The organism is Micromonospora sp. CCTCC AA 2012012 (genome assembly GCF_040499845.1).
In the GTDB taxonomy this organism is placed as follows: domain Bacteria; phylum Actinomycetota; class Actinomycetes; order Mycobacteriales; family Micromonosporaceae; genus Micromonospora; species Micromonospora mangrovi.
Genome location: NZ_CP159342.1, coordinates 625866 through 644972, shown reverse-complemented (window position 1 = coordinate 644972; position 19107 = coordinate 625866). Strand labels below are relative to the sequence as shown.

Sequence of the window (19107 nt, the reverse complement as noted above, 5' to 3'; positions counted from 1 at the left end):
ATGGTCTCCCCCACCGAGCTGGTCACCGCCACCGACCCGCGGGCCGAGGACGCCGCCGGGGTGCTCCGGCGGGTGTTCGGCTACGACGCCTTCCGCGGCTTCCAGCACGAGGTGGTGGAGCACGTGGTGGCCGGCGGCGACGCGCTGGTGCTGATGCCGACCGGTGGCGGCAAGTCGCTCTGCTACCAGATCCCCGCCCTGGTCCGGCCGGGTGTCGCGGTGGTCGTGTCGCCGCTGATCGCGCTCATGCAGGACCAGGTCGACGCGCTCACCGCGGTCGGCGTCCGCGCCGGCTTCCTCAACTCGACGCAGGACCTGGCCGAGCGCCGGCGGGTCGAGGCGGCGTACGTCGCCGGCGAGCTGGACCTGCTCTACCTGGCCCCAGAGGGGCTGGCCGTGCGGTCGACCCTCCAGCTGCTGGAACGCGGCCGCATCGCGCTCTTCGCGATCGACGAGGCGCACTGCGTGTCGCAGTGGGGGCACGACTTCCGCCCCGACTACCTCAACCTGTCGATGCTGCACGAACGCTGGCCGGGGGTGCCGCGGATCGCGCTGACCGCCACCGCGACCAGCGCCACCCGGTCGGAGATCGCGACCCGGCTCAACCTCACCGACGCCCGGCACTTCGTGGCCAGCTTCGACCGGCCCAACATTCAATACCGGATCGTGCCCAAGCGGGAGCCGCGCAAGCAGCTGCTGAGCCTGCTGCGCGACGAGCATCCGGGCGACGCCGGCATCGTCTACTGCCTCTCCCGCGCCTCGGTGGACAAGACCGCCGAGTTCCTGGTGCAGAACGGCATCGCCGCGCTGCCCTACCACGCCGGCCTGGACGCGGCGACCCGCGCCGCCAACCAGCAGCGCTTCCTGCGCGAGGACGGGCTGGTCATGGTGGCCACCATCGCGTTCGGGATGGGCATCGACAAGCCAGACGTGCGCTTCGTCGCCCACCTCGACCTACCGAAGTCGGTCGAGGGCTACTACCAGGAGACCGGCCGCGCCGGCCGGGACGGCCTGCCGTCGACCGCCTGGCTGGCGTACGGGCTCCAGGACGTGGTGCAGCAGCGCAAGATGATCGAGACGTCGGAGGGCGACCTGGCCCACCGGCGCAACCTGGCCGCCCACCTGGACGCGATGCTGGCCCTCTGCGAGACGGTCCGCTGCCGGCGGGTGCAGCTGCTCGAATACTTCGGCGAGACGACCACGACGGCCTGCGGCAACTGCGACACCTGCCTGAGCCCGCCGGAGTCCTGGGACGGCACCGTCGCCGCGCAGAAGCTCCTCTCCACCGTCTTCCGCCTCGACCGCGAGCGCAACCAGCGCTTCGGCGCGGGCCACTGCGTGGACATCCTGCTCGGCAAGCAGACCGACAAGATCACTCAGTACGGCCACGACCAGCTCTCCACCTTCGGCATCGGCACCGACCTGCGCGAGGCGGAGTGGCGGGGCGTGGTCCGGCAGTTGCTGGCGGAGGGGCTGCTCGCGGTCGAGGGCGACTACGGCACCCTGGCGCTCACCGAGGCGAGCGCCGAGGTGCTGGGTCGCCGCCGCACGGTGACCCTCCGGCGCGAGCCGGAGAAGGCGCCGTCGAGCCGCTCGGCCAAGCCCCGCGGCGCGGCCACGGTGGTCGCCGAACTGGACCCGGCCGCCGGGTCGCTCTTCGAACGGCTGCGCGCCTGGCGGGCGGCCACCGCCAAGGAACAGGGCGTCCCCGCGTATGTGATCTTCCACGACGCCACGCTCCGGCAGATCGCCACCGACGCCCCGACCTCGCTGGCCGAGCTGTCCCGGATCAGCGGTGTCGGCGAGAACAAGCTCGCCAAGTACGGCGAGCAGATCCTCGCCGTCCTCACCACCGACGCCTGACGACGACAAGGGCCGTCCCCGTGGTGGGGACGGCCCTTTCGGTTGTTGCCGGTCAGGAGGCGGTGTAGCCGCGGGTGGCGATCCAGTCGGCGAGGTTGTCCACGCTGATCCGGTAGGCGGCGGTGTCCGGGTTGGCGGAGTCGGCGATCGTGACGGTCTTCCCACCGTCGCGGTACCCGACGACGCTGATGTAGTGCCCGCCCTCGAAGGAGTGGGTGACACCGTCGGTGTCGGTGGCGGTGCCGGCGATGTTGGCCACCACGGCCCGACCGTCGTCGACGGTACGCACGATGTCGGCGCGCAGGGTCTCGGTCTGCTTGTCGTCGGCCTTGCTGTCCCGGATCTCGACGGACCGGTAGTGCTTGCCGGTCTCCTTGTTGAGCACCGGGGTGATGTCGTTGATGGAGTTGGTGCCCGCCTCGGTGGTGCCCATCTCCTTGGCCATGGCGTCGACGTCGATGTTCTTGCCGAGGACGCTCAGGGCGTTGCGGGTCGCGGCGGGGCCGCAGTAGTAGAAGTTGGGCTGCGCCTCGTAGCGCACGTTCAGCTCCCGCTCGCCGCCGCCGTGACGGCGGTCGGTGGTGACCGACGAGGCGGCCTTCTCGGCCGGCGCGGCCTGGGCGGCGATGGCGGGGCCGGCGATGCCACCGGCGGTGGCGGCGATACCGGCAGCGGTCAGGACGGTCTTGCGCAGCAGAGTGGTAGCCATGATCAGATCACGCCTTCCATTCGGGGGTGCGCGGCACACACGCCGACGCACCGGGGGGTGCGCGGGGTGCCGCGAAAAAGGGGGGAAGTCTTCGGGGTGTCCGGCGGTCGTGGTCGACCTGCTCGGCGGCCCGGGGATGTAACGACCGGCGGCGGGGAGTCATTCCCCCGGCCTCGCCGGTGGGGACCCGGTGTTCGCGGTCCGGGGATGTAACGACCGGCGGCGGGGACTCATTCCCACGGCCTCGCCGGTGGGGACCCGGTGTTCGCGGCCCGGGGATGTAACGACGGCCGGTGGCCGGTCATTCCGACCGGCGGTCACCGGCTCGGGGGCCGGGATGCCGCGCGGTCTGCCATGTTCAACGACCCCACCCCCGGCATGATTCCGCCCGTCGGGTGGCCCCGACCACGGGACGAACCGCCACCAACCACGCAGCCGCCGCCGACCGGCCCGGAACCCGGAACCAGCCGCCGCCCACGGGCCCAGAACCCGAACCCAGCCGCCCCCGACCTGCCCGGAACCCGGAACCAGCCGCCGACCAGCCCGGAGCCCGGAGCCCGGAACCGGACGATCGGCACATCTCGCGCGGACGTGCGGACAGGACGCGGCAGGGTGGTTGCGGCGCTCCGACCAGAAGCGGCGAGACGGAGCGGTCGGTGGAACGCCGTGTAGGTCACCCACGCCCGGAAACCTCCATGACGTTCCACCGGACGGCGCCGCGTCCCCGGGCGGCCTCCCACGGCCAAGAGCGTGCTCGATCCAGGAAACAGTGGGATCGAGCGGCGTCGGATGCCACTCGATCCACCATTGAGCGCGATCTTGGACGGCGGACGACGCACGGCGGACGGCGCACAGCGGACAGCGGACAGCGCACGGCGCACGGCGCACGGCGCACGGCGCACGGCGGACGGCGGACGGTCGACGCGGACGCGACGGGACCGGGCCTCCGGGTGGCAGCCGGGTCAGGGCTTGGGGGGCTCGGGGGTGTCGTCGAGGGCGGCGAGGATGGCCTCGGCGGTCCGTCTGCCCACCCCGGGAACCTCGGTGATCTCCTCGACCGTGGCGGCGGAGAGGCGCTTGAGGGAGCCGAAGTGCCGCAGCAGCGCCTTGCGGCGTACCTCGCCCAGGCCGGGGACGGTGTCCAGCGCCGACTCCGTCATCCGCTTGGAACGGCGCTGGCGGTGGAAGGTGATGGCGAACCGGTGGGCCTCGTCGCGTACCCGTTGCAGCAGGTAGAGGCCCTCGGAGGTGCGGGGCAGGATGACCGGGAACTCGTCGTCGGGGAGCCAGACCTCCTCCAGCCGCTTGGCCAGCCCGCAGAGCGCCACGTCGTCGATGCCCAGCTCGGCGAGGGCCTGCGCGGCGGCGGCCACCTGCGGCGCGCCACCGTCGACCACGACGAGCTGCGGCGGGTACGCGAACTTGCGCGGCCGCCCGGTGGTCGGGTCGATGCCGGGCCGGTCGGGGTCGCCGGCGGTCTCCTCGCCGATCTCCCCGCTCTCGGCCCGCGCGTCCAGGTAGCGGGCGAAGCGTCGGCGCAGCACCTCGTGCATGGCGGAGAGGTCGTCGGTGGCGCCCCGGACGATGAACCGGCGGTATTCGCTCTTGCGGGGCAGCCCGTCCTCGAAGACGACCATGCTGGCCACCACGTCGGTGCCCTGGATCTGGGAGACGTCGAAACACTCGATGCGCAGGGGTGACGTCCGCATGCCGAGCGCGTCGCTGATCTCGTCGAGCGCCTTGCTGCGGGTGGTCAGGTCGCCGGCCCGCTTGAGCTTGTGGCGGGCGAGGGCGTCCTTCGCGTTGCGTTCCACCGTCTCCATCAACGACTTCTTGTCGCCGCGCTGCGGCACCCGCAGGGACACCCGGCTGCCCCGGTGGGCCGAGAGCCAGTCGGTGAGCGCCTCCGCGTCGGCGGGCAGTTCGGGGACGAGCAGTTCCCGGGGCACGTCGCCCTCGCCCTGCTCGTCGCCGTACACCTGGGTGCAGAAGTGGTGCACCAGGTCGCCGGCGCTGAGCTCCTCGGTCTTCTCCACCACCCAGCCGCGCTGGCCGCGGATGCGCCCGTCGCGGACGTGGAAGACCTGGACGGCGGCCTCCAAGGGGTCGTCGGCGAACGCGACCACGTCGGCGTCGGTGCCGTCGCCGAGCACGACGGTCTGCTTCTCCATCGCCCGGCGCAGCGCCGCGACGTCGTCGCGCAGCCGGGCGGCCCGCTCGAACTCCAGCTCCTCGCTGGCCTGGATCATCTCCCGTTCGAGCTTGCGGACCATGGTGTCGGTGCGACCGGCCATGAAGTCGCAGAAGTCGTCGACGATCTCGCGGTGCCGCGCGGCGGAGACGGTGCCGACGCAGGGCGCGGAGCACTTGCCGATGTAGCCCAGCAGGCAGGGGCGACCGACCTGGGCGGCCCGCTTGAACACCCCGGAGGAGCAGGTCCGCGCCGGGAAGACCCGCAGCAGCAGGTCGAGCGTCTCGCGGATCGCCCAGGCGTGCGAGTACGGCCCGAAGTAGCGCACCCCCTTGCGCTTGGCGCCCCGCATCACCTGGAGCCGCGGGTATTCCTCGTCGAGGGTGACCGCCAGGTACGGGTACGACTTGTCGTCGCGGTAGCGGACGTTGAACCGCGGGTCGTACTGCTTGATCCAGGTGTATTCGAGCTGAAGGGCCTCGACCTCGGTGCCGACGGTGACCCAGTCGACCGACTCGGCGGTGGTGACCATCTGCTGGGTCCGCTGGTGCAGCCCCCACAGGTCGGCGAAGTAGGAGTTGAGCCGGCTGCGCAGGTTCTTCGCCTTGCCGACGTAGATCACCCGGCCGGTGCCGTCACGGAACCGGTAGACCCCCGGTGACTCGGGGATGGTGCCGGGCGCGGGACGGTAGGTCGAGGGATCAGCCACGGCTCCGAGATTAGTCGCTGCTTCCGACACTCCCGTTCGCGGCGAGCCGGCCGGCCCGCACGGCGGCCCACCGGCATCGACCACTTCCAATTCGATGGCGATCGACGTTACCATCCGGTATCCGAATGTTCTTCGTGTAATGATCCCCATCCCCCGCGGAGGATCACATGCACCGTCCCCCCACCACCCCCCGCAGGCTCCTCGCCGGCCTCACCACCGGCCTCCTCGTGGCCGCCGGCCTGGTCGCGTCCCCGACCCCGCCGGCCACGGCCGCCACCCCCACCACCGGCCTCTTCGCCCCCGGCGACCACTGCCTCGGCGAGTGCGGCGACATCCTGCCGCCCGGCCAGAACGGCAACGCCACGCTCGTCGACATCCTCGGCAACCAGACCCTCGGCACCCTGCCCCGGCACTCCGCCGACCAGCTCGGCCGCTACGCCGACCTGGTCTACGGGTACGCCGGGCTGCGCCCCGAGCAGATCGGCACGTTCTTCGCCGACGCGTCCTTCGGCGTACCGCCCACCCAGGTCGAGCGGGACTACTCCCCCCGCGCCGACGTCCGCATCGTGCGGGACCGGGCGACCGGAGTGCCGCACGTCACCGGCACCACCCGCGGCGGCACCATGTACGGCGCCGGATACGCCGGCGCCGAGGACCGGCTCTTCACCATGGACCTGCTCCGGCACGTCGGCCGCGGCACGCTCACCTCGTTCGCCGGCGGGGCCCCCGGCAACCGGGCGCTGGAGCAGAGCGTCTGGCGCAGCTCGCCCTACACCGAGGACGACCTGCGGGCCCAGGTCGAGGGGCTGCGCGCCAAGGGACCGCGTGGCGAGCAGCTCTACGCCGACGTGCAGGAGTACATCGCCGGCATCAACGCCTACATCGGCGTCTGCATGGCGAACCGCAACTGCCCCGGCGAGTACGTGCTCACCGGGCACCTCGACGCGGTCACCAACGCCGGCGGCCCGGAGCCGTTCCAGCTCACCGACCTGATCGCCATCGCCGGGGTGGTCGGCGGGCTCTTCGGTGGGGGCGGCGGCAACGAGATGCAGTCCGCGCTGGTCCGGATCGCCGCCCGCGCCCGCTACGGCACGGTCGAGGGCGACAAGGTGTGGACCGCGTTCCGGGGCCGCAACGACCCCGAGGCGGTGCTCACCCTGCACGACGGGCAGCGCTTCCCGTACGGCGACGCGCCGGCCGACGCGGCCGGCGTGGTGCTTCCGGACGCCGGCTCGACCCGACCCGAACCGGTGGTCACCGACCCGACCGGCTCGGCCGGCAGCACCGCCGCCACCGGCTCCTCCGAGCTGGCCGCCGCGCTGTCCGGACTGACCATCTCCCCGCAGCACCGGGGCATGTCCAACGCGGTCCTGGTCAGCGCCGCGCACTCGGCCACCGGCCACCCGGTCGCCGTGTTCGGGCCGCAGACCGGCTACTTCTCCCCGCAGCTGCTCATGGTGCAGGAGCTGCAGGGACCGGGGATCAGCGCCCGGGGTGCCGCGTTCGCCGGGCTCAACCTCTATGTGCTGCTCGGCCGGGGTCAGGACTACGCATGGAGCGCCACCTCGTCGGTCCACGACATCACCGACACGTACGCGCTGCCGCTCTGCACCACCGACGGGAGCGCGCCGACCCTCGCCGCCGACCACTACCTCTACCGGGGCGCCTGCCTGCCGATGGAGCGGCTCGCGCACGTCAACCGGTGGAGTCCCACCGTCGCCGACAGCACCCCGGCCGGGTCGTACCAGCTGGTGGCCTGGCGGACGAAGCTGGGGCTGGTGGCGTGGCGGGGCACGGTGGGCGGCCGGCCGCACGCGTTCACCCAGCTCCGCTCGACGTACCGGCACGAGGCCGACTCGGCGATCGGCTTCCAGCTCTTCAACGACCCCGGCCAGATGGGCTCGGCGGAGGCCTTCTTCGCCGCCGCGAACAGCGTCGACTACGCGTTCAACTGGTTCTACGTCAACTCCACCCAGGCGGCCTACTTCAACTCCGGGCGTAACCCGGTGCGCGCCGCCGGGTCCGATCCGAACCTGCCGATGCGGGCCGAGCCGGCGTACGAGTGGCAGGGCTACGACCCGACCACCAACACGGCCGCGTACGCCCCGCTCGCGGCGCACCCGCACTCGGTCGACCAGGACTACTACGTCAGCTGGAACAACAAGCAGGCCGCGGACTTCGGCGCGGCGGACGGCAACTTCAGCTTCGGCGCGGTACAGCGGGCGGACCTGCTGGACCGGCCGGTGCAGGCGGCCCTGGCGGCCGGGCGGACCTTCGACCGGGCCTCGCTGACCTCACTGGTGGAGCAGGCCGGCCTGACCGACCTGCGCGGCGCCGAGGTGCTCGACGAGCTGATCCGGGTGCTGGAGAGCCAGCCGGTCACCGATCCCGCCCTGGCCACCGAGATCAGCCGCCTCAAGGCGTGGCGGCAGGCCGGCGCGCTGCGGGTGGAGACCGCCAAGGGGTCGAAGGTCTATCAGCACGCCGACGCGATCCGCACCTTCGACGCCTGGTGGCCGCTGCTGGTCCGGGGGATGTTCGCCGCCCCGCTCGGCGCCGGCCTCTACCAGTCGCTGGTCAACGCCCTCCAGATCAACGAGTCCCCCTCCGGCCACCAGCAGGGCGACGGGTCCGACCTGCCCGGCTCGGCGAACGAGTCCCAGGCCCACAAGGGCTCGTCGTTCCAGTACGGCTGGTGGGGCTGGGTCGACAAGGACCTGCGTACGGTGCTCGGCGACCCGGTCCGGGGCGGGCTGGGCCGCCCCTACTGCGGCGGCGGCGACCTGGCCGGCTGCCGGCAGATCCTGTTGGACACCCTGCGCAGCGCGGCGGCCACCCCGGCGGGCGAGGTCTATCCCGGTGACGCCTCCTGCGCCGCCGGCGACCAGTGGTGCGCCGACGCGATCGTCCAGTCGCCGCTGGGCGGCATCAAACACGCCACCATCGCCTGGCAGAACCGGCCCACCTACCAGCAGGTCGTCTCGTTCCCGGCGAAGCGCGGCGACGACCTGTCCAACCTCGCCGCCGGTCGGCCGGTGACCGCGTCCAGCAGCCAGTTCCTGCTCGGCCCCGGCAAGGCGGTCGACGGCGACCTGGGCACCCGCTGGGGCAGCGCCTGGTCCGACGACCAGTGGCTCACCGTGGACCTCGGGTCGGCCCGCCCGGTCGGCCGGGTGGCGCTGGCCTGGGAGGCGGCGTACGCGCGGTCGTACCGGATCGAGCTGTCGACGGACGGGACGACCTGGCGGCCGGTCTGGTCGACCACGGCGGGCGACGGCGGCACCGACGTGGCGGCCTTCCCGGCGACCACCGCCCGGTACGTCCGGATGCACGGCCTGACCCGGGCCACCTCCTACGGCTTCTCCCTCTGGGAGCTGGCCGTCTACGCGCAGTGACCGGCCCCCAGCCGGCGCGGGACACCCCGCGCCGGCCGGGACGGGTCAGGCGAGGGAGATCTGGTCGCCCTCGACCTTGATGTTCTTCGGGGCGAGCGGGCGCGGGGCGGGGCCGGCCTTGACCGAGCCGTCGGTGATGGAGAACCGGCTGTTGTGGCAGGTGCAGTTGATGGTGCCGCCGTCGACGTTCGACACCGGGCAGCGCTGGTGGGTGCAGATCGGGTCGAAGCCCTTGAACTGCCCCGGCTCCGGCTGGGTGATCACCACACCCCTGCTGGCGTAGACCGCGCCGCCGCCGACCGGGATGTCGGTGGTACGGGCCAGCGGCGCCGAGCTGTCCCGGCCGCCGCCGGCGGGGTCACCGGCGCTGCTCGCGCCCGGGCCGCCACTGGTCGGCGCGGAGGTCCCCGCGCCGGAGTCGTCGTCGCTGCCGCAGGCGGCCAGCACGACCGCCGCCCCGACCGCACCGGCGCCCGCCAGCAGGGCGCGGCGCGTCTGACTCCCCGGCCCGGTCAGCTGCTGATCGTCACTCATCTCCGACCTTCCTCTCGGCTGCCGCCGCCCCTCGTGATCCGCGGCCACGACTGTGGACACGCACCACTGTGCCGCACGGTTCACACCGGCGCGTCACGGAGCGCGTAATGCGAACGGGCGAACCGAATTTCCGGTCCGCCCGTTCCGCGTGCGTCGTACCGTCGCTCAGCGCGCGGCGGCCACGGCCTTGCGGGCCCGCGACCTGGTCGCGCCGCCGTTGGCCTTGGCGGCCCGGGTGGTGGCCGCCCGGGCGCCCTTCGCCTCGCCGTCGAGCTTGAGCACCTGGCGCAGGAACTGACCGGTGTGGCTCTCGGCCACCTCGGCGACCTCCTCCGGGGTGCCGGTGGCGAGCACGGTGCCGCCCCGGTGACCGCCCTCGGGACCCATGTCGATGACCCAGTCGGCGGTCTTGATCACGTCGAGGTTGTGCTCGATGGTGATCACCGTGTTGCCCTTGTCGACCAGCCCTTCCAGGACCATCAGCAGCTTGCGGATGTCCTCGAAGTGCAGGCCGGTGGTGGGCTCGTCGAGCACGTAGACCGTCCGCCCGGTGGAGCGCTTCTGCAGCTCGGAGGCGAGCTTGACCCGCTGCGCCTCGCCGCCGGAGAGCGTCGGCGCGGGCTGGCCGAGCCGGACGTAGCCCAGGCCCACGTCGTTCAGCGTCTTGAGGTGCCGGTGGATGGCCGGGATGGCGGAGAAGAACTCGGCCGCCTCCTCGATCGGCATCTCCAGCACGTCCGAGACGGTCCGACCCTTGTAGTGCACCTCCAGGGTCTCCCGGTTGTAGCGGGCGCCCTTGCAGACCTCGCAGGGGACGTAGACGTCCGGCAGGAAGTTCATCTCGATCTTGATGGTGCCGTCGCCGGAGCACGCCTCGCAGCGGCCACCCTTGACGTTGAACGAGAACCGGCCCGGACCGTACCCCCGGACCTTGGCCTCGGTGGTCTCGGCGAAGAGCCGGCGGACGTGGTCCCAGACGCCGGTGTAGGTGGCCGGGTTCGACCGGGGCGTCCGGCCGATCGGCGACTGGTCGACGCCCACGACCTTGTCCACGTGCTCCAGGCCGGTGACCCGCGTGTGCCGGCCGGGGACCAGCCGGGCGCCGTTGATCTGGTTGGCGAGCACCGCGTGCAGGATGTCGTTGACCAGCGTCGACTTGCCCGAACCGCTGACCCCGGTGACCGCGATCAGCTGGCCGAGCGGGAAGGAGACGGTCAGGTTGCGCAGGTTGTGCTCCCGCGCCCCGTGCACCACCAGCTCCCGGTCGGGGGTCTGCGGCCGGCGCGCCGACGGCGTCGGGATCGACCGCCGCCCGGACAGGTACGCCCCGGTCACCGACTCGTCGTTCTCCAGCAGAGCGGGCACCGAGCCGCTGTGCACGATCCGGCCGCCGTGCTCACCGGCGCCCGGGCCGATGTCGACGATCCAGTCGGCGACCCGGATGGTGTCCTCGTCGTGCTCCACCACGATCAGCGTGTTGCCCAGCCCCCGCAGCCGGATCAGCGTCTCGATGAGCCGGTGGTTGTCCCGCTGGTGCAGGCCGATCGACGGCTCGTCCAGCACGTAGAGCACCCCGACCAGGCCGGAGCCGATCTGGGTGGCGAGCCGGATGCGCTGCGCCTCGCCGCCGGAGAGGGTGCCGGCCGGGCGGTCCAGGGAGAGGTAGTCCAGACCGACGTCGAGCAGGAACTTCAGCCGGGCGTTGATCTCCTTGAGCACCCGCTCGGCGATCATCTTCTGCCGGTCGGTCAGCTCGATGCCGGCGAGCAGGTCGGCCGCCTCCCCCACCGACAGGTTGCAGACCTCGGCGATGCTCCGGCCGGCCAGGGTGACCGCGAGCACCTCCGGCTTGAGCCGGGTGCCGCCGCAGGCCGCGCAGGGCACGTCCCGCATGTAGCCCTCGTACTTGTCGCGCGACCAGTCGGACTCGGTGTCGGTGTGCCGGCGCTCGATCCACTGCACCACGCCCTCGAAGCCGGTGTAGTAGGAGCGCTCGCGGCCGTACTTGTTGCGGTAACGGACGTGCACCTGGTCGTCGGAGCCGTGCAGGATCGTCTTCTGCGCCCGCGACGGCAGCGCCCGCCAGGGCGTGTCGACGTCGAAGTGCTGGCTCTCGCCGAGCGCCTCCAGCAGGCGGAGGAAGTATTCGAGGTTGTGGCCGGTGGCCCAGGGCTGGATGGCACCCTCGCGCAGGGTGCGCTCCGGGTCGGGGACGACCAGCTCCGGGTCGACCTCCTTCTTGGTGCCCAGGCCGGTGCACTCCGGGCAGGCGCCGTAGGGCGCGTTGAAGGAGAAGACCCGGGGCTCCAGGTCCTCGATCGCCAGGGGGTGGTCGTTGGGGCAGGCCAGGTGCTCGGAGTAGCGACGCTCCCGCTCCGGGTCGTCCTCGGCCAGGTCGACGAAGTCGAGCAGGACGAGACCGCCGGAGAGACCGAGCGCGGCCTCCACCGAGTCGGTCAGCCGCTGCTTGGCGCTCGGCTTCACGGTGAGCCGGTCGATGACCACCTCGATGGTGTGCTTCTCCTGCTTCTTGAGCTTGGGCGGCTCGGTCAGCGGGTGCACCACGCCGTCGACCCGGGCCCGGGCGTAGCCCTTGGACTGGAGCTCGGCGAAGAGGTCGACGTACTCCCCCTTGCGGCCGCGCACGACCGGGGCGAGCACCATGAACTTCGTCCCCTCGGTCATGGCGAGCACCCGGTCGACGATCTGCTGCGGGCTCTGCTTGGAGATCCGCTCGCCGCAGACCGGGCAGTGCGGCTCGCCGATCCGGGCGAAGAGCAGGCGCAGGTAGTCGTAGACCTCGGTGATGGTGCCGACGGTGGAGCGCGGGTTGCGCGAGGTCGACTTCTGGTCGATGGAGACGGCGGGACTCAGCCCCTCGATGAAGTCGACGTCGGGCTTGTCCATCTGGCCGAGGAACTGCCGGGCGTACGACGAGAGCGACTCGACGTAGCGGCGCTGCCCCTCGGCGAAGATCGTGTCGAAGGCCAGGCTCGACTTGCCCGATCCGGAGAGCCCGGTGAAGACGATCAGGGCGTCCCGGGGCAGGTCGAGACTGACGTCACGGAGGTTGTGCTCGCGCGCGCCACGGATGATGAGTCGGTCGGCCACGGTCCGTGTACTCCCGGGTGAAGAAGATGAGGTGACTCTGTCCGCTCCGGGGTGCTTCCGGGCGGTTCAGGAGGCGATCTGCAAGCGGTCAGGGACGCAGGAAGAACGCCCCGGCAACTCTAGCCCCGAGGTACGACAACTTCCCGCGCCCACACATTCCCCCAGTTCAACCCGGTCGGGCGAGACGCGTCACGCCCCGCCCGACCGGTCACCCGCGCCCCCTCAGGGCCGCACCTCGCGCCGCCGGCCCCCGCGCCGACCGCCCCGCCGCTCGCCGGTCGGCCGGGCCTCCCGGCGGCGGGTCTCGAAGGCCACCTCCCGCTGCAGCCGCCGCCAGTTCTCCCAGCGGCGCACCGGCAGCTCGCCGGTCTCCAGGGCCGCCCGCACCGCACAGGCCGGCTCGCCGTCGTGCCCGCAGTCCGCGTACCGGCAGCCGGCGGCCAGCTCGACGATGTCGGCGAAGGCACGGTCCAGGCCGGTCACGCCGTCCAGCAGACCGACCGCCCGTACGCCCGGGGTGTCCACCACCGCGCCGCCGCCGGGCACCGCGACCAGCGAGCGCCAGGTGGTGGTGTGCCGGCCCTTGCCGTCCACCCGGCGGACCGCCTGGGTGGGCATCACCACCGCGCCGGCCAGGGCGTTCACCAGGGTCGACTTGCCGGCGCCGGACGGGCCGAGCAGGCCGAGCGTGCGCCCGGGCGCGACCTCGGGCCGGAGCACGTCGAGCCCCGTGCCGCGTTCCGCGCTCACCGGCAGCACCGGCACCCCGGGGGCGACGGCGGCGAGCTGCCGGGCGATCGCCTCCGGGTGCGGTGCCAGGTCGGCCTTGGTGAGCACGATCAGCGCTCGGGCGCCCGAGGAGTGCACCAGGGAGAGCGCCCGCTCGATCCGGGCGACGTCCGGCTCCGGGTGCACCGCCTCGACGATCGCGACGCTGTCCAGGTTGGCGGCGAGGACCTGCCCGACGGCGTCCTTGCCGGCGGTGCGGCGGATCAGCGCGGTGCGCCGGGGCAGCACCGACTCGATGGTCGCCCGCCCGTCGGGCCAGCTGCCGACGAGCACCCAGTCGCCCACGCTGGGCAGGGCGGTCAGGTCCCGGGCGGCGGCGGCCAGCACACCACCGCCGAGGCTGGCGCGGACCGGTCCGTCGGCGCGGAGCACGGTGCAGACCCCCCGGTCGACCCGGGTCACCCGGCCCGGCCGGTGGTCGCTGCGTCGTCGTACGTGTGCCGCCCACCCGGCGTCCCAGCCGAGGGCGGTCAGGTCGATGGTCATGGCATCCTCATCGGGGTGGAGGGGGTGGCGGGCGGCGCACGCGTGCTGATCCCGGCATGGCCACCACCTCCGTTCCGACTTCCGGTGCCGCGTTCGTCCGAGTGCCGACGGTAGGTGGACCGGCGACGCGCCGAAAGCGATTTCCCCGACGACGCGTACGCCGTCCGACCGCTAGGGTCGACGGGTGACCAGCGATCCCCTGTTGCTGACCGGCGACCTGGACGACGCCACCGCCCGCCTGCTGCACGTCGTGGGCGCCTTCGACGCCGCGGACGTCGCCGCCGACTCCCTGCTGCCGGGCTGGACCCGGGGGCACGTGCTGACCCACCTCGCCCGCAACGCCGACGCCTTCGTCAACCTGCTCACCTCGGCCCGCACCGGTGAGTCGATCCCGATGTACGCCAGCGCCGCCACCCGGGCCACCGACATCGAGGCGGGCGCCGCCCGACCGCCCGCCGCGCTCCTGTCCGACCTGCGCCGCAGCGCGGAGCGGTTCACCGAGGCGGTGGCCGCGATGCCGGTGGCGGCCTGGGCGGCCACCGTCGAGACCCGGCGTGGCCCGTGGCCGGCCGCCTCGCTGGTCTGGGGCCGGCTGCGCGAGGTCGAGGTGCACCACGTGGACCTGGCCGCCGGCTACCGGCCGGGCGACTGGTCCGAGGCGTTCGCCCAGCGGCTGCTGCACGAGGTGGCCGGCGGCCTGGCCGACCGCGCCGACGCGCCGGCCATGCTGCTGCGCTTCGACGGCAGCGCCCACGAGCTGGTCGTCGGCGACCCGACGGACGCGCCCACGGTCGCCGGGCCCGCCGCCGAGCTGGCCGCCTGGCTGATCGGCCGCAGCGCGGGCGAGGCGCTCACGGTCACCCCCGACGGCACCCTGCCGACCCCTCCCGAGTGGATATAGAGGACGCATGACCTACACCGGAGACGTCACGCCCGGCGGTGCGCCGGCCGTACGCGAACTCGACCGGCTCACCATCACCAAGCTGTCGGTGGGCCCGATGGACAACAACGCCTATCTGCTGCGCTGCCGGGAGACCGGCGAGCAGGTGCTGATCGACGCGGCCAACGAGGCCCCCCGGCTGCTCGAACTGGTCGGCGACGGCGGGCTCGCCGCGGTGGTCACCACCCACCGGCACATGGACCACTGGGTCGCGCTGGAGGAGGTCGTCGCCAAGACCGGCGCCCGGGCGCTGGTGCACACCGACGACGCGGACGGGCTGCCGATCGAGGCGGACCCGCTCGCCGAGGGCGACACCGTCCCGGTCGGCGACTGCGCCCTCGAAGTGATCCACATCAAGGGGCACACCCCGGGCTCCGTCGCGCTGCTCTACCGCGACCCGGCCGGGACGCCGCACCTGTTCACCGGCGACAGTCTCTTCCCGGGCGGGGTCGGCAACACCGACAAGGACCCGGAGCGCTTCGGCCAGCTCATCGACGACGTGGAGCGGAAGCTCTTCGCCACGCTGCCGGACGAGACCTGGTTTTATCCCGGTCACGGCCGCGACAGCACGCTCGGCGCGGAGCGGCCGTCCCTGCCGCAGTGGCGCGCCCGCGGCTGGTGACCGCCCGGCCGGTGCGACCCTCGTCGCACCGGCCACCCGCCCGCCGGGCCCCGTGTCCCCCGGGCGGTTCCCGCCAGGTCAGGCCGCACCCGCCGCCCGGAGCCGGTGCCGGGCGGCGAGCAGCACCGGGACGGCGAGCACCAGGCCGACCAGCATGGTGAGCACGGTCGGACTGGGCGCGCCGGGCAGCAGCGCGGCCACCGCCCGGGCCGCCGTGCCGAGCGCCACATAGAGCCCCGCCCAGGCCGTCGCGCCGACGGCCGCGCAGCCGAGGAACCTCCGGTACGACATCCGCAGCCCGCCCGCGGCCAGCGGCAGCACCGCGTTGAGCACCGGCAGGAAGGGCGCGACCAGCACCATCCGCCCGCCGCCGCGGCGCAGGACCGCCTCGGCCGCGGCCCACCGGGACTCGCCGATCCAGCCGCCCACCCGGCTGACCCGCAGCTGGTCGCCCCAGCGCCGGCCGGCGAGGAAGCTCAGCGACCAGCCGGCCAGGCAGCCGGCCACCACCGCCAGCACGGTCGCCGGCCCGGTGGCCGGGCGTCCCGCGCCGACCGCGGCGAGCACCGCCGCGTCGCCGGGCACCAGCACCCCGACCAGGGGTACGGCGTCGGCGAGCATGACCACGCCGAGCAGCCCCATCAGTGCGGTGGTGGGCAGTTCCCCGACCTGGGCCAGCAGTTCCGTCATGCCCGTACGCTATGGCCGGCGGGCGGCCGCGGACATCGGGTCGGATCCCCCACCGCGCCCTGATCCCGGGCTCGGGGTCGACCCCGAGCCGGGCGACGGTCAGTGCGGCCGCAGCACCTGGACCCGGCGGACCGGCGACTCGACGAAGGGCTCGGTGGTGGGCACCGGGTAGCTCGCCACCACCTCCATTCCCTCGGCCGGCACGTGGCCCCGGCCCGGGTCACCGATGAGCACCTCGACGCCGTCGGCGGCGGCCCGGCGCAGGAACGGCAGCACCCGCGCGACCATCTCCGGGCTGTAGAGGACGTCCCCGGCGAGCAGCAGGTCGGCCTGTACGCGGGAGTCGAGCAGGTCACCGGCGGTGACGTCGACGGCGACCCGGTTGGCCCGGGCGTTCACCGTGACGGCGGCCACCGCGTACGGGTCGATGTCATTGGCGACCACCCGCTCGGCCCCGGCGAGCGCGGCGGCGATCGCCACCAGACCGGAACCGGCGGCGAGGTCCAGCACCCGCCGACCGGCGGTCAGCCCGGGGTGGTCGAGCAGGTGCCGGGCGAGCGCCTGCCCACCCGGCCAGGCCGACGCCCAGTACGGCGGCGGCAGGGTGTGACCGGCGTCGGCCTCCATCCGGGCCCACCAGACGATCGCGTCCTCGGCGAGGTGCAGCCGGACCTCGGGCACGAAGGGCGTCTCGGTCAACCGGAGCCGGTCCAGCCCGGCGCCGGGCGCGGCGATCTCACGTTCCAGTTCGGCCAGCGCCGCGGGGCTTCTCATCGAGGCAAGCATGCCCTGTCCCGCCGCCCGGGGTGCCACTTTCCGGCCCGCCGAGAGGATTCGATGGAACTACGACGGCACTTCCGGCAGCAAATCCGCCTCCGGGGGGCTACTGTCGGGGAGGTAATGGGCGATCACCGACCGCACGGTCGGTGTTCACCCGCATTGAACAGGGAGAGATTGCATGGCAACCGGCACGGTCAAGTGGTTCAACTCGGAAAAGGGCTTCGGCTTCATCGAGCAGGACGGCGGAGGCCCGGACGTGTTCGTCCACTACTCGGCCATCGCGACGAGCGGCTACCGGGAACTCAACGAAGGCCAGAAGGTCGAGTTCGAGGTGACCCAGGGGCAGAAGGGGCCGCAGGCGGACAACGTCCGCCCGATGTAGCTCCGTGCCGGTGGCGGCGGTCGGTTCCCGACCGCCGCCGCAGCGCGTCCGGGGCAGTTTCCGGGCAGATCAGGCCGGTCGCAGCGGCAGCTCACGGCGGCGGCGCAGCGGACCGAGCAGCAGGATGAGCGGGGTCACCGCCAGCCAGCCGGTCAGCATCCAGATCGCCCGTCCCGGACCCCAGGCGCCGCCGATGGCGCCGGCAGCCACCGCGCCCAGCGGAATGGTGCCGTAGTTGAGCAGGTGCATGCTCACCGTCACCCGGCCGAGCAGCGCCGGCGGTGTGTACGTCTGACGGAAGCTGCCCTTGACCACGTTGCCCACCGCGACCGCCAGGCTGACCACGACCCCGCCGAGCAGCAGCCAGGCCACCCGGGGGCCCGCGCCGGTGAGCGGGACGAGCAGCGCCGGCGGTCCGGTGCCCGCCCCGGCGAGCAGCAGTGCCCGGGCGGTGCCGACCCGGCGGGCGACGGCGGTGGCGATGGTCGCGCCGAGGACGCCCCCGAGGCTGGTCAGTCCGATCAGGACACCGACCTGGCCGGGCGGGAGGCCGACCGTCCGGACCAGGAACACCACGAGGACGGCCTGGTAGCCCACCAGCCCGATGTTGCTGGCCGCCCCGAAGACCGCCAACACCCGCAGGTACGGGTCGCGGGCGACGAACCGCACGCCGACGGCGATCTCCTGTCGCAGTGACGCCCCGGTCCGGGCCGGCGGACGCGCCGGCTCGACCGCGCGGATCCGCCACAGGCAGACCGCCGAGATGAGAAAGCTCACCGCGTCGACCAGCAGCGCCGTGACGGCACCGGCCGCCTGGGCGATCACCCCGGCGAGACCGGGCCCGACCACGTAGCTGGCCGTCTGGGTGGCCTGGATCCGGGCGTTGCCCGCCGGCACCTGCTCGGGCCGGAGCAGGGTGGGCAGGTAGGCCTGGTCGGCGGTCTCGAAGAAGACCCGGGCGAGTCCACCGCCGAGCGCGACCGCCAGCAGCTGGCCCACGGTGAGCAGGCCGGCGACGGCGGCCACCGGGATGCTCAGGAAGAGCAACAGCGACACCAGATCGCAGATGATCATGACCGGTCGGTGGGGCAGCCGGTCGACCCAGGCGCCGACCGGCAGGCCGACCAGCAGCCAGGGCAGCCAGGCGGCGGCGGTGAGGACGGCCACCGCGAAGGTGCCGGCGTCGAGGACGGCGACCGCGACCAGCGGCAGGGCCACCGCGGTCACGTTGCTGCCGACGGCGCTGACCGCCTGACCGGTCCAGAGCAGCCGGAAGTCCCGGTGCCCCCGGAGCCCGGCCGGCACGGTCGCCGGGGCACTGGTCACGGCTGTCCCGGCACGCCGTAGGCGAAGACGAGGACGGGCTCGCGATCGCGGCCGTCGTCGGGCGTCGGCCGGTCCGCCCAGCGGGCCAGCAGATCGACGACCTCGCGCCCCAGTTCGGCGAGTTCCTCGGGGGTGAGGCGCAGCCACCGGTTCGCGACGAAGGGGCCGTCCTCCCAGGCCCTGTGCGCGGCCTCGCCGGCGGCGTACCAGGCACGGACCTGGGTGGTGTGCCGGTCGAGGTGCAGCGAGGTGGCGGCGTCGGCGACGGCGTGGGCCGCGGGGTCGGCGGCGAAGTCGGCGGTCGACCAGCGCAGCGACCGGTCGACCAGTTGCCACCAGCGTTCCCGCCGGTCACGGGCCCGGTCCGGGGCCTCGGCCACGAGATCGCAGCCGGCCAGGACCTTCATGTGGTGGCTCACGTTCGCGGGTGCCTGGCCGGTGCGTTCGGCGAGCATGCCGACGGTTGACGGACCGTCCACGTTGAGGAGGTCCATCAACCGCCAGCGCAGCGGGTGGGCCAGTGCCGCCAGGACCCGGGAGTCGGTGATCTGTCGTACGGAGCGATCGGTCACACCGACAC

14 protein-coding genes are annotated in these 19107 nt (G+C 73.2%); 5 read left to right on the top strand and 9 right to left on the bottom strand.

The window, feature by feature from the left end; translation table 11 throughout:
• Nucleotides 1-1863 carry a DNA helicase RecQ gene (recQ, locus tag ABUL08_RS03000; RefSeq protein ID WP_350934269.1) on the top strand — a complete coding sequence of 621 codons (1863 nt, stop codon included), beginning with the start codon at nt 1-3 and terminating at the stop codon, nt 1861-1863.
• A 52-nt stretch (nt 1864-1915) separates the two neighbouring features.
• Here the strand turns inward: recQ and ABUL08_RS02995 are convergent, their stop codons facing one another.
• Together ABUL08_RS02995 and uvrC are read right to left on the bottom strand one after the other, a co-directional pair.
• Nucleotides 1916-2572, bottom strand: a complete 657-nt coding sequence (locus ABUL08_RS02995) for a C39 family peptidase (RefSeq protein WP_350934268.1) — start codon at nt 2570-2572, stop codon at nt 1916-1918.
• A gap of 962 nt (nt 2573-3534) precedes the next feature.
• The gene (gene uvrC, locus ABUL08_RS02990) at nt 3535-5472 is read right to left on the bottom strand and encodes an excinuclease ABC subunit UvrC (RefSeq protein WP_350934266.1); all 1938 of its coding nucleotides are present in this window, start codon (nt 5470-5472) and stop codon (nt 3535-3537) included.
• A gap of 167 nt (nt 5473-5639) precedes the next feature.
• Here uvrC and ABUL08_RS02985 point away from each other — a divergent pair, with 167 nt between their 5' ends.
• Nucleotides 5640-8867: a penicillin acylase family protein gene (locus ABUL08_RS02985; protein WP_350934263.1), complete on the top strand. Its 3228-nt coding sequence runs from the start codon at nt 5640-5642 to the stop codon at nt 8865-8867.
• A gap of 45 nt (nt 8868-8912) precedes the next feature.
• Here the strand turns inward: ABUL08_RS02985 and ABUL08_RS02980 are convergent, their stop codons facing one another.
• From ABUL08_RS02980 to rsgA, 3 genes are all read right to left on the bottom strand, one after another.
• The gene (locus ABUL08_RS02980; protein ID WP_350934261.1) at nt 8913-9401 is read right to left on the bottom strand and encodes a Rieske (2Fe-2S) protein; all 489 of its coding nucleotides are present in this window, start codon (nt 9399-9401) and stop codon (nt 8913-8915) included.
• Between the two features lie 165 nt (nt 9402-9566).
• Complete coding sequence (uvrA, locus tag ABUL08_RS02975; RefSeq protein WP_350934259.1) at nt 9567-12512, bottom strand: excinuclease ABC subunit UvrA; 2946 nt, start codon at nt 12510-12512, stop codon at nt 9567-9569.
• Between the two features lie 222 nt (nt 12513-12734).
• Nucleotides 12735-13787: a ribosome small subunit-dependent GTPase A gene (gene rsgA, locus ABUL08_RS02970; RefSeq protein WP_350934257.1), complete on the bottom strand. Its 1053-nt coding sequence runs from the start codon at nt 13785-13787 to the stop codon at nt 12735-12737.
• 184 nt (nt 13788-13971) lie between these two features.
• Here rsgA and ABUL08_RS02965 point away from each other — a divergent pair, with 184 nt between their 5' ends.
• Entirely contained in the window at nt 13972-14688 is a 717-nt protein-coding gene (locus tag ABUL08_RS02965) for a maleylpyruvate isomerase family mycothiol-dependent enzyme (RefSeq protein ID WP_350934255.1), read from the top strand.
• A 7-nt stretch (nt 14689-14695) separates the two neighbouring features.
• On the top strand, nt 14696-15349 hold the full coding sequence (locus tag ABUL08_RS02960) for an MBL fold metallo-hydrolase (RefSeq protein WP_350934253.1): 654 nt from the start codon (nt 14696-14698) through the stop codon (nt 15347-15349).
• Nucleotides 15350-15427: 78 nt separating this feature from the next.
• Here the strand turns inward: ABUL08_RS02960 and ABUL08_RS02955 are convergent, their stop codons facing one another.
• Together ABUL08_RS02955 and ABUL08_RS02950 are read right to left on the bottom strand one after the other, a co-directional pair.
• Nucleotides 15428-16039, bottom strand: a complete 612-nt coding sequence (locus tag ABUL08_RS02955) for a DedA family protein (protein WP_350934252.1) — start codon at nt 16037-16039, stop codon at nt 15428-15430.
• Nucleotides 16040-16138: 99 nt separating this feature from the next.
• Complete coding sequence (locus ABUL08_RS02950; protein ID WP_350934250.1) at nt 16139-16813, bottom strand: class I SAM-dependent methyltransferase; 675 nt, start codon at nt 16811-16813, stop codon at nt 16139-16141.
• Nucleotides 16814-16997: 184 nt separating this feature from the next.
• Between ABUL08_RS02950 and ABUL08_RS02945 the strand changes: the two genes are divergently transcribed.
• Nucleotides 16998-17201 (top strand): cold-shock protein, encoded by a 204-nt coding sequence (locus ABUL08_RS02945; protein WP_007072071.1) that lies wholly within the window; start codon nt 16998-17000, stop codon nt 17199-17201.
• Nucleotides 17202-17270: 69 nt separating this feature from the next.
• On the opposite strand, the gene ABUL08_RS02940 is transcribed toward ABUL08_RS02945, so the two are convergent.
• Nucleotides 17271-18527, bottom strand: coding sequence for an MFS transporter (locus ABUL08_RS02940; protein WP_350934248.1), 1257 nt, complete (start codon nt 18525-18527; stop codon nt 17271-17273).
• Nucleotides 18524-19099 (bottom strand): ArsR/SmtB family transcription factor, encoded by a 576-nt coding sequence (locus ABUL08_RS02935; RefSeq protein WP_350934247.1) that lies wholly within the window; start codon nt 19097-19099, stop codon nt 18524-18526. Before ABUL08_RS02935 ends, ABUL08_RS02940 begins: the two co-directional genes overlap by 4 nt.
• Nucleotides 19100-19107: the final 8 nt, after the last annotated feature.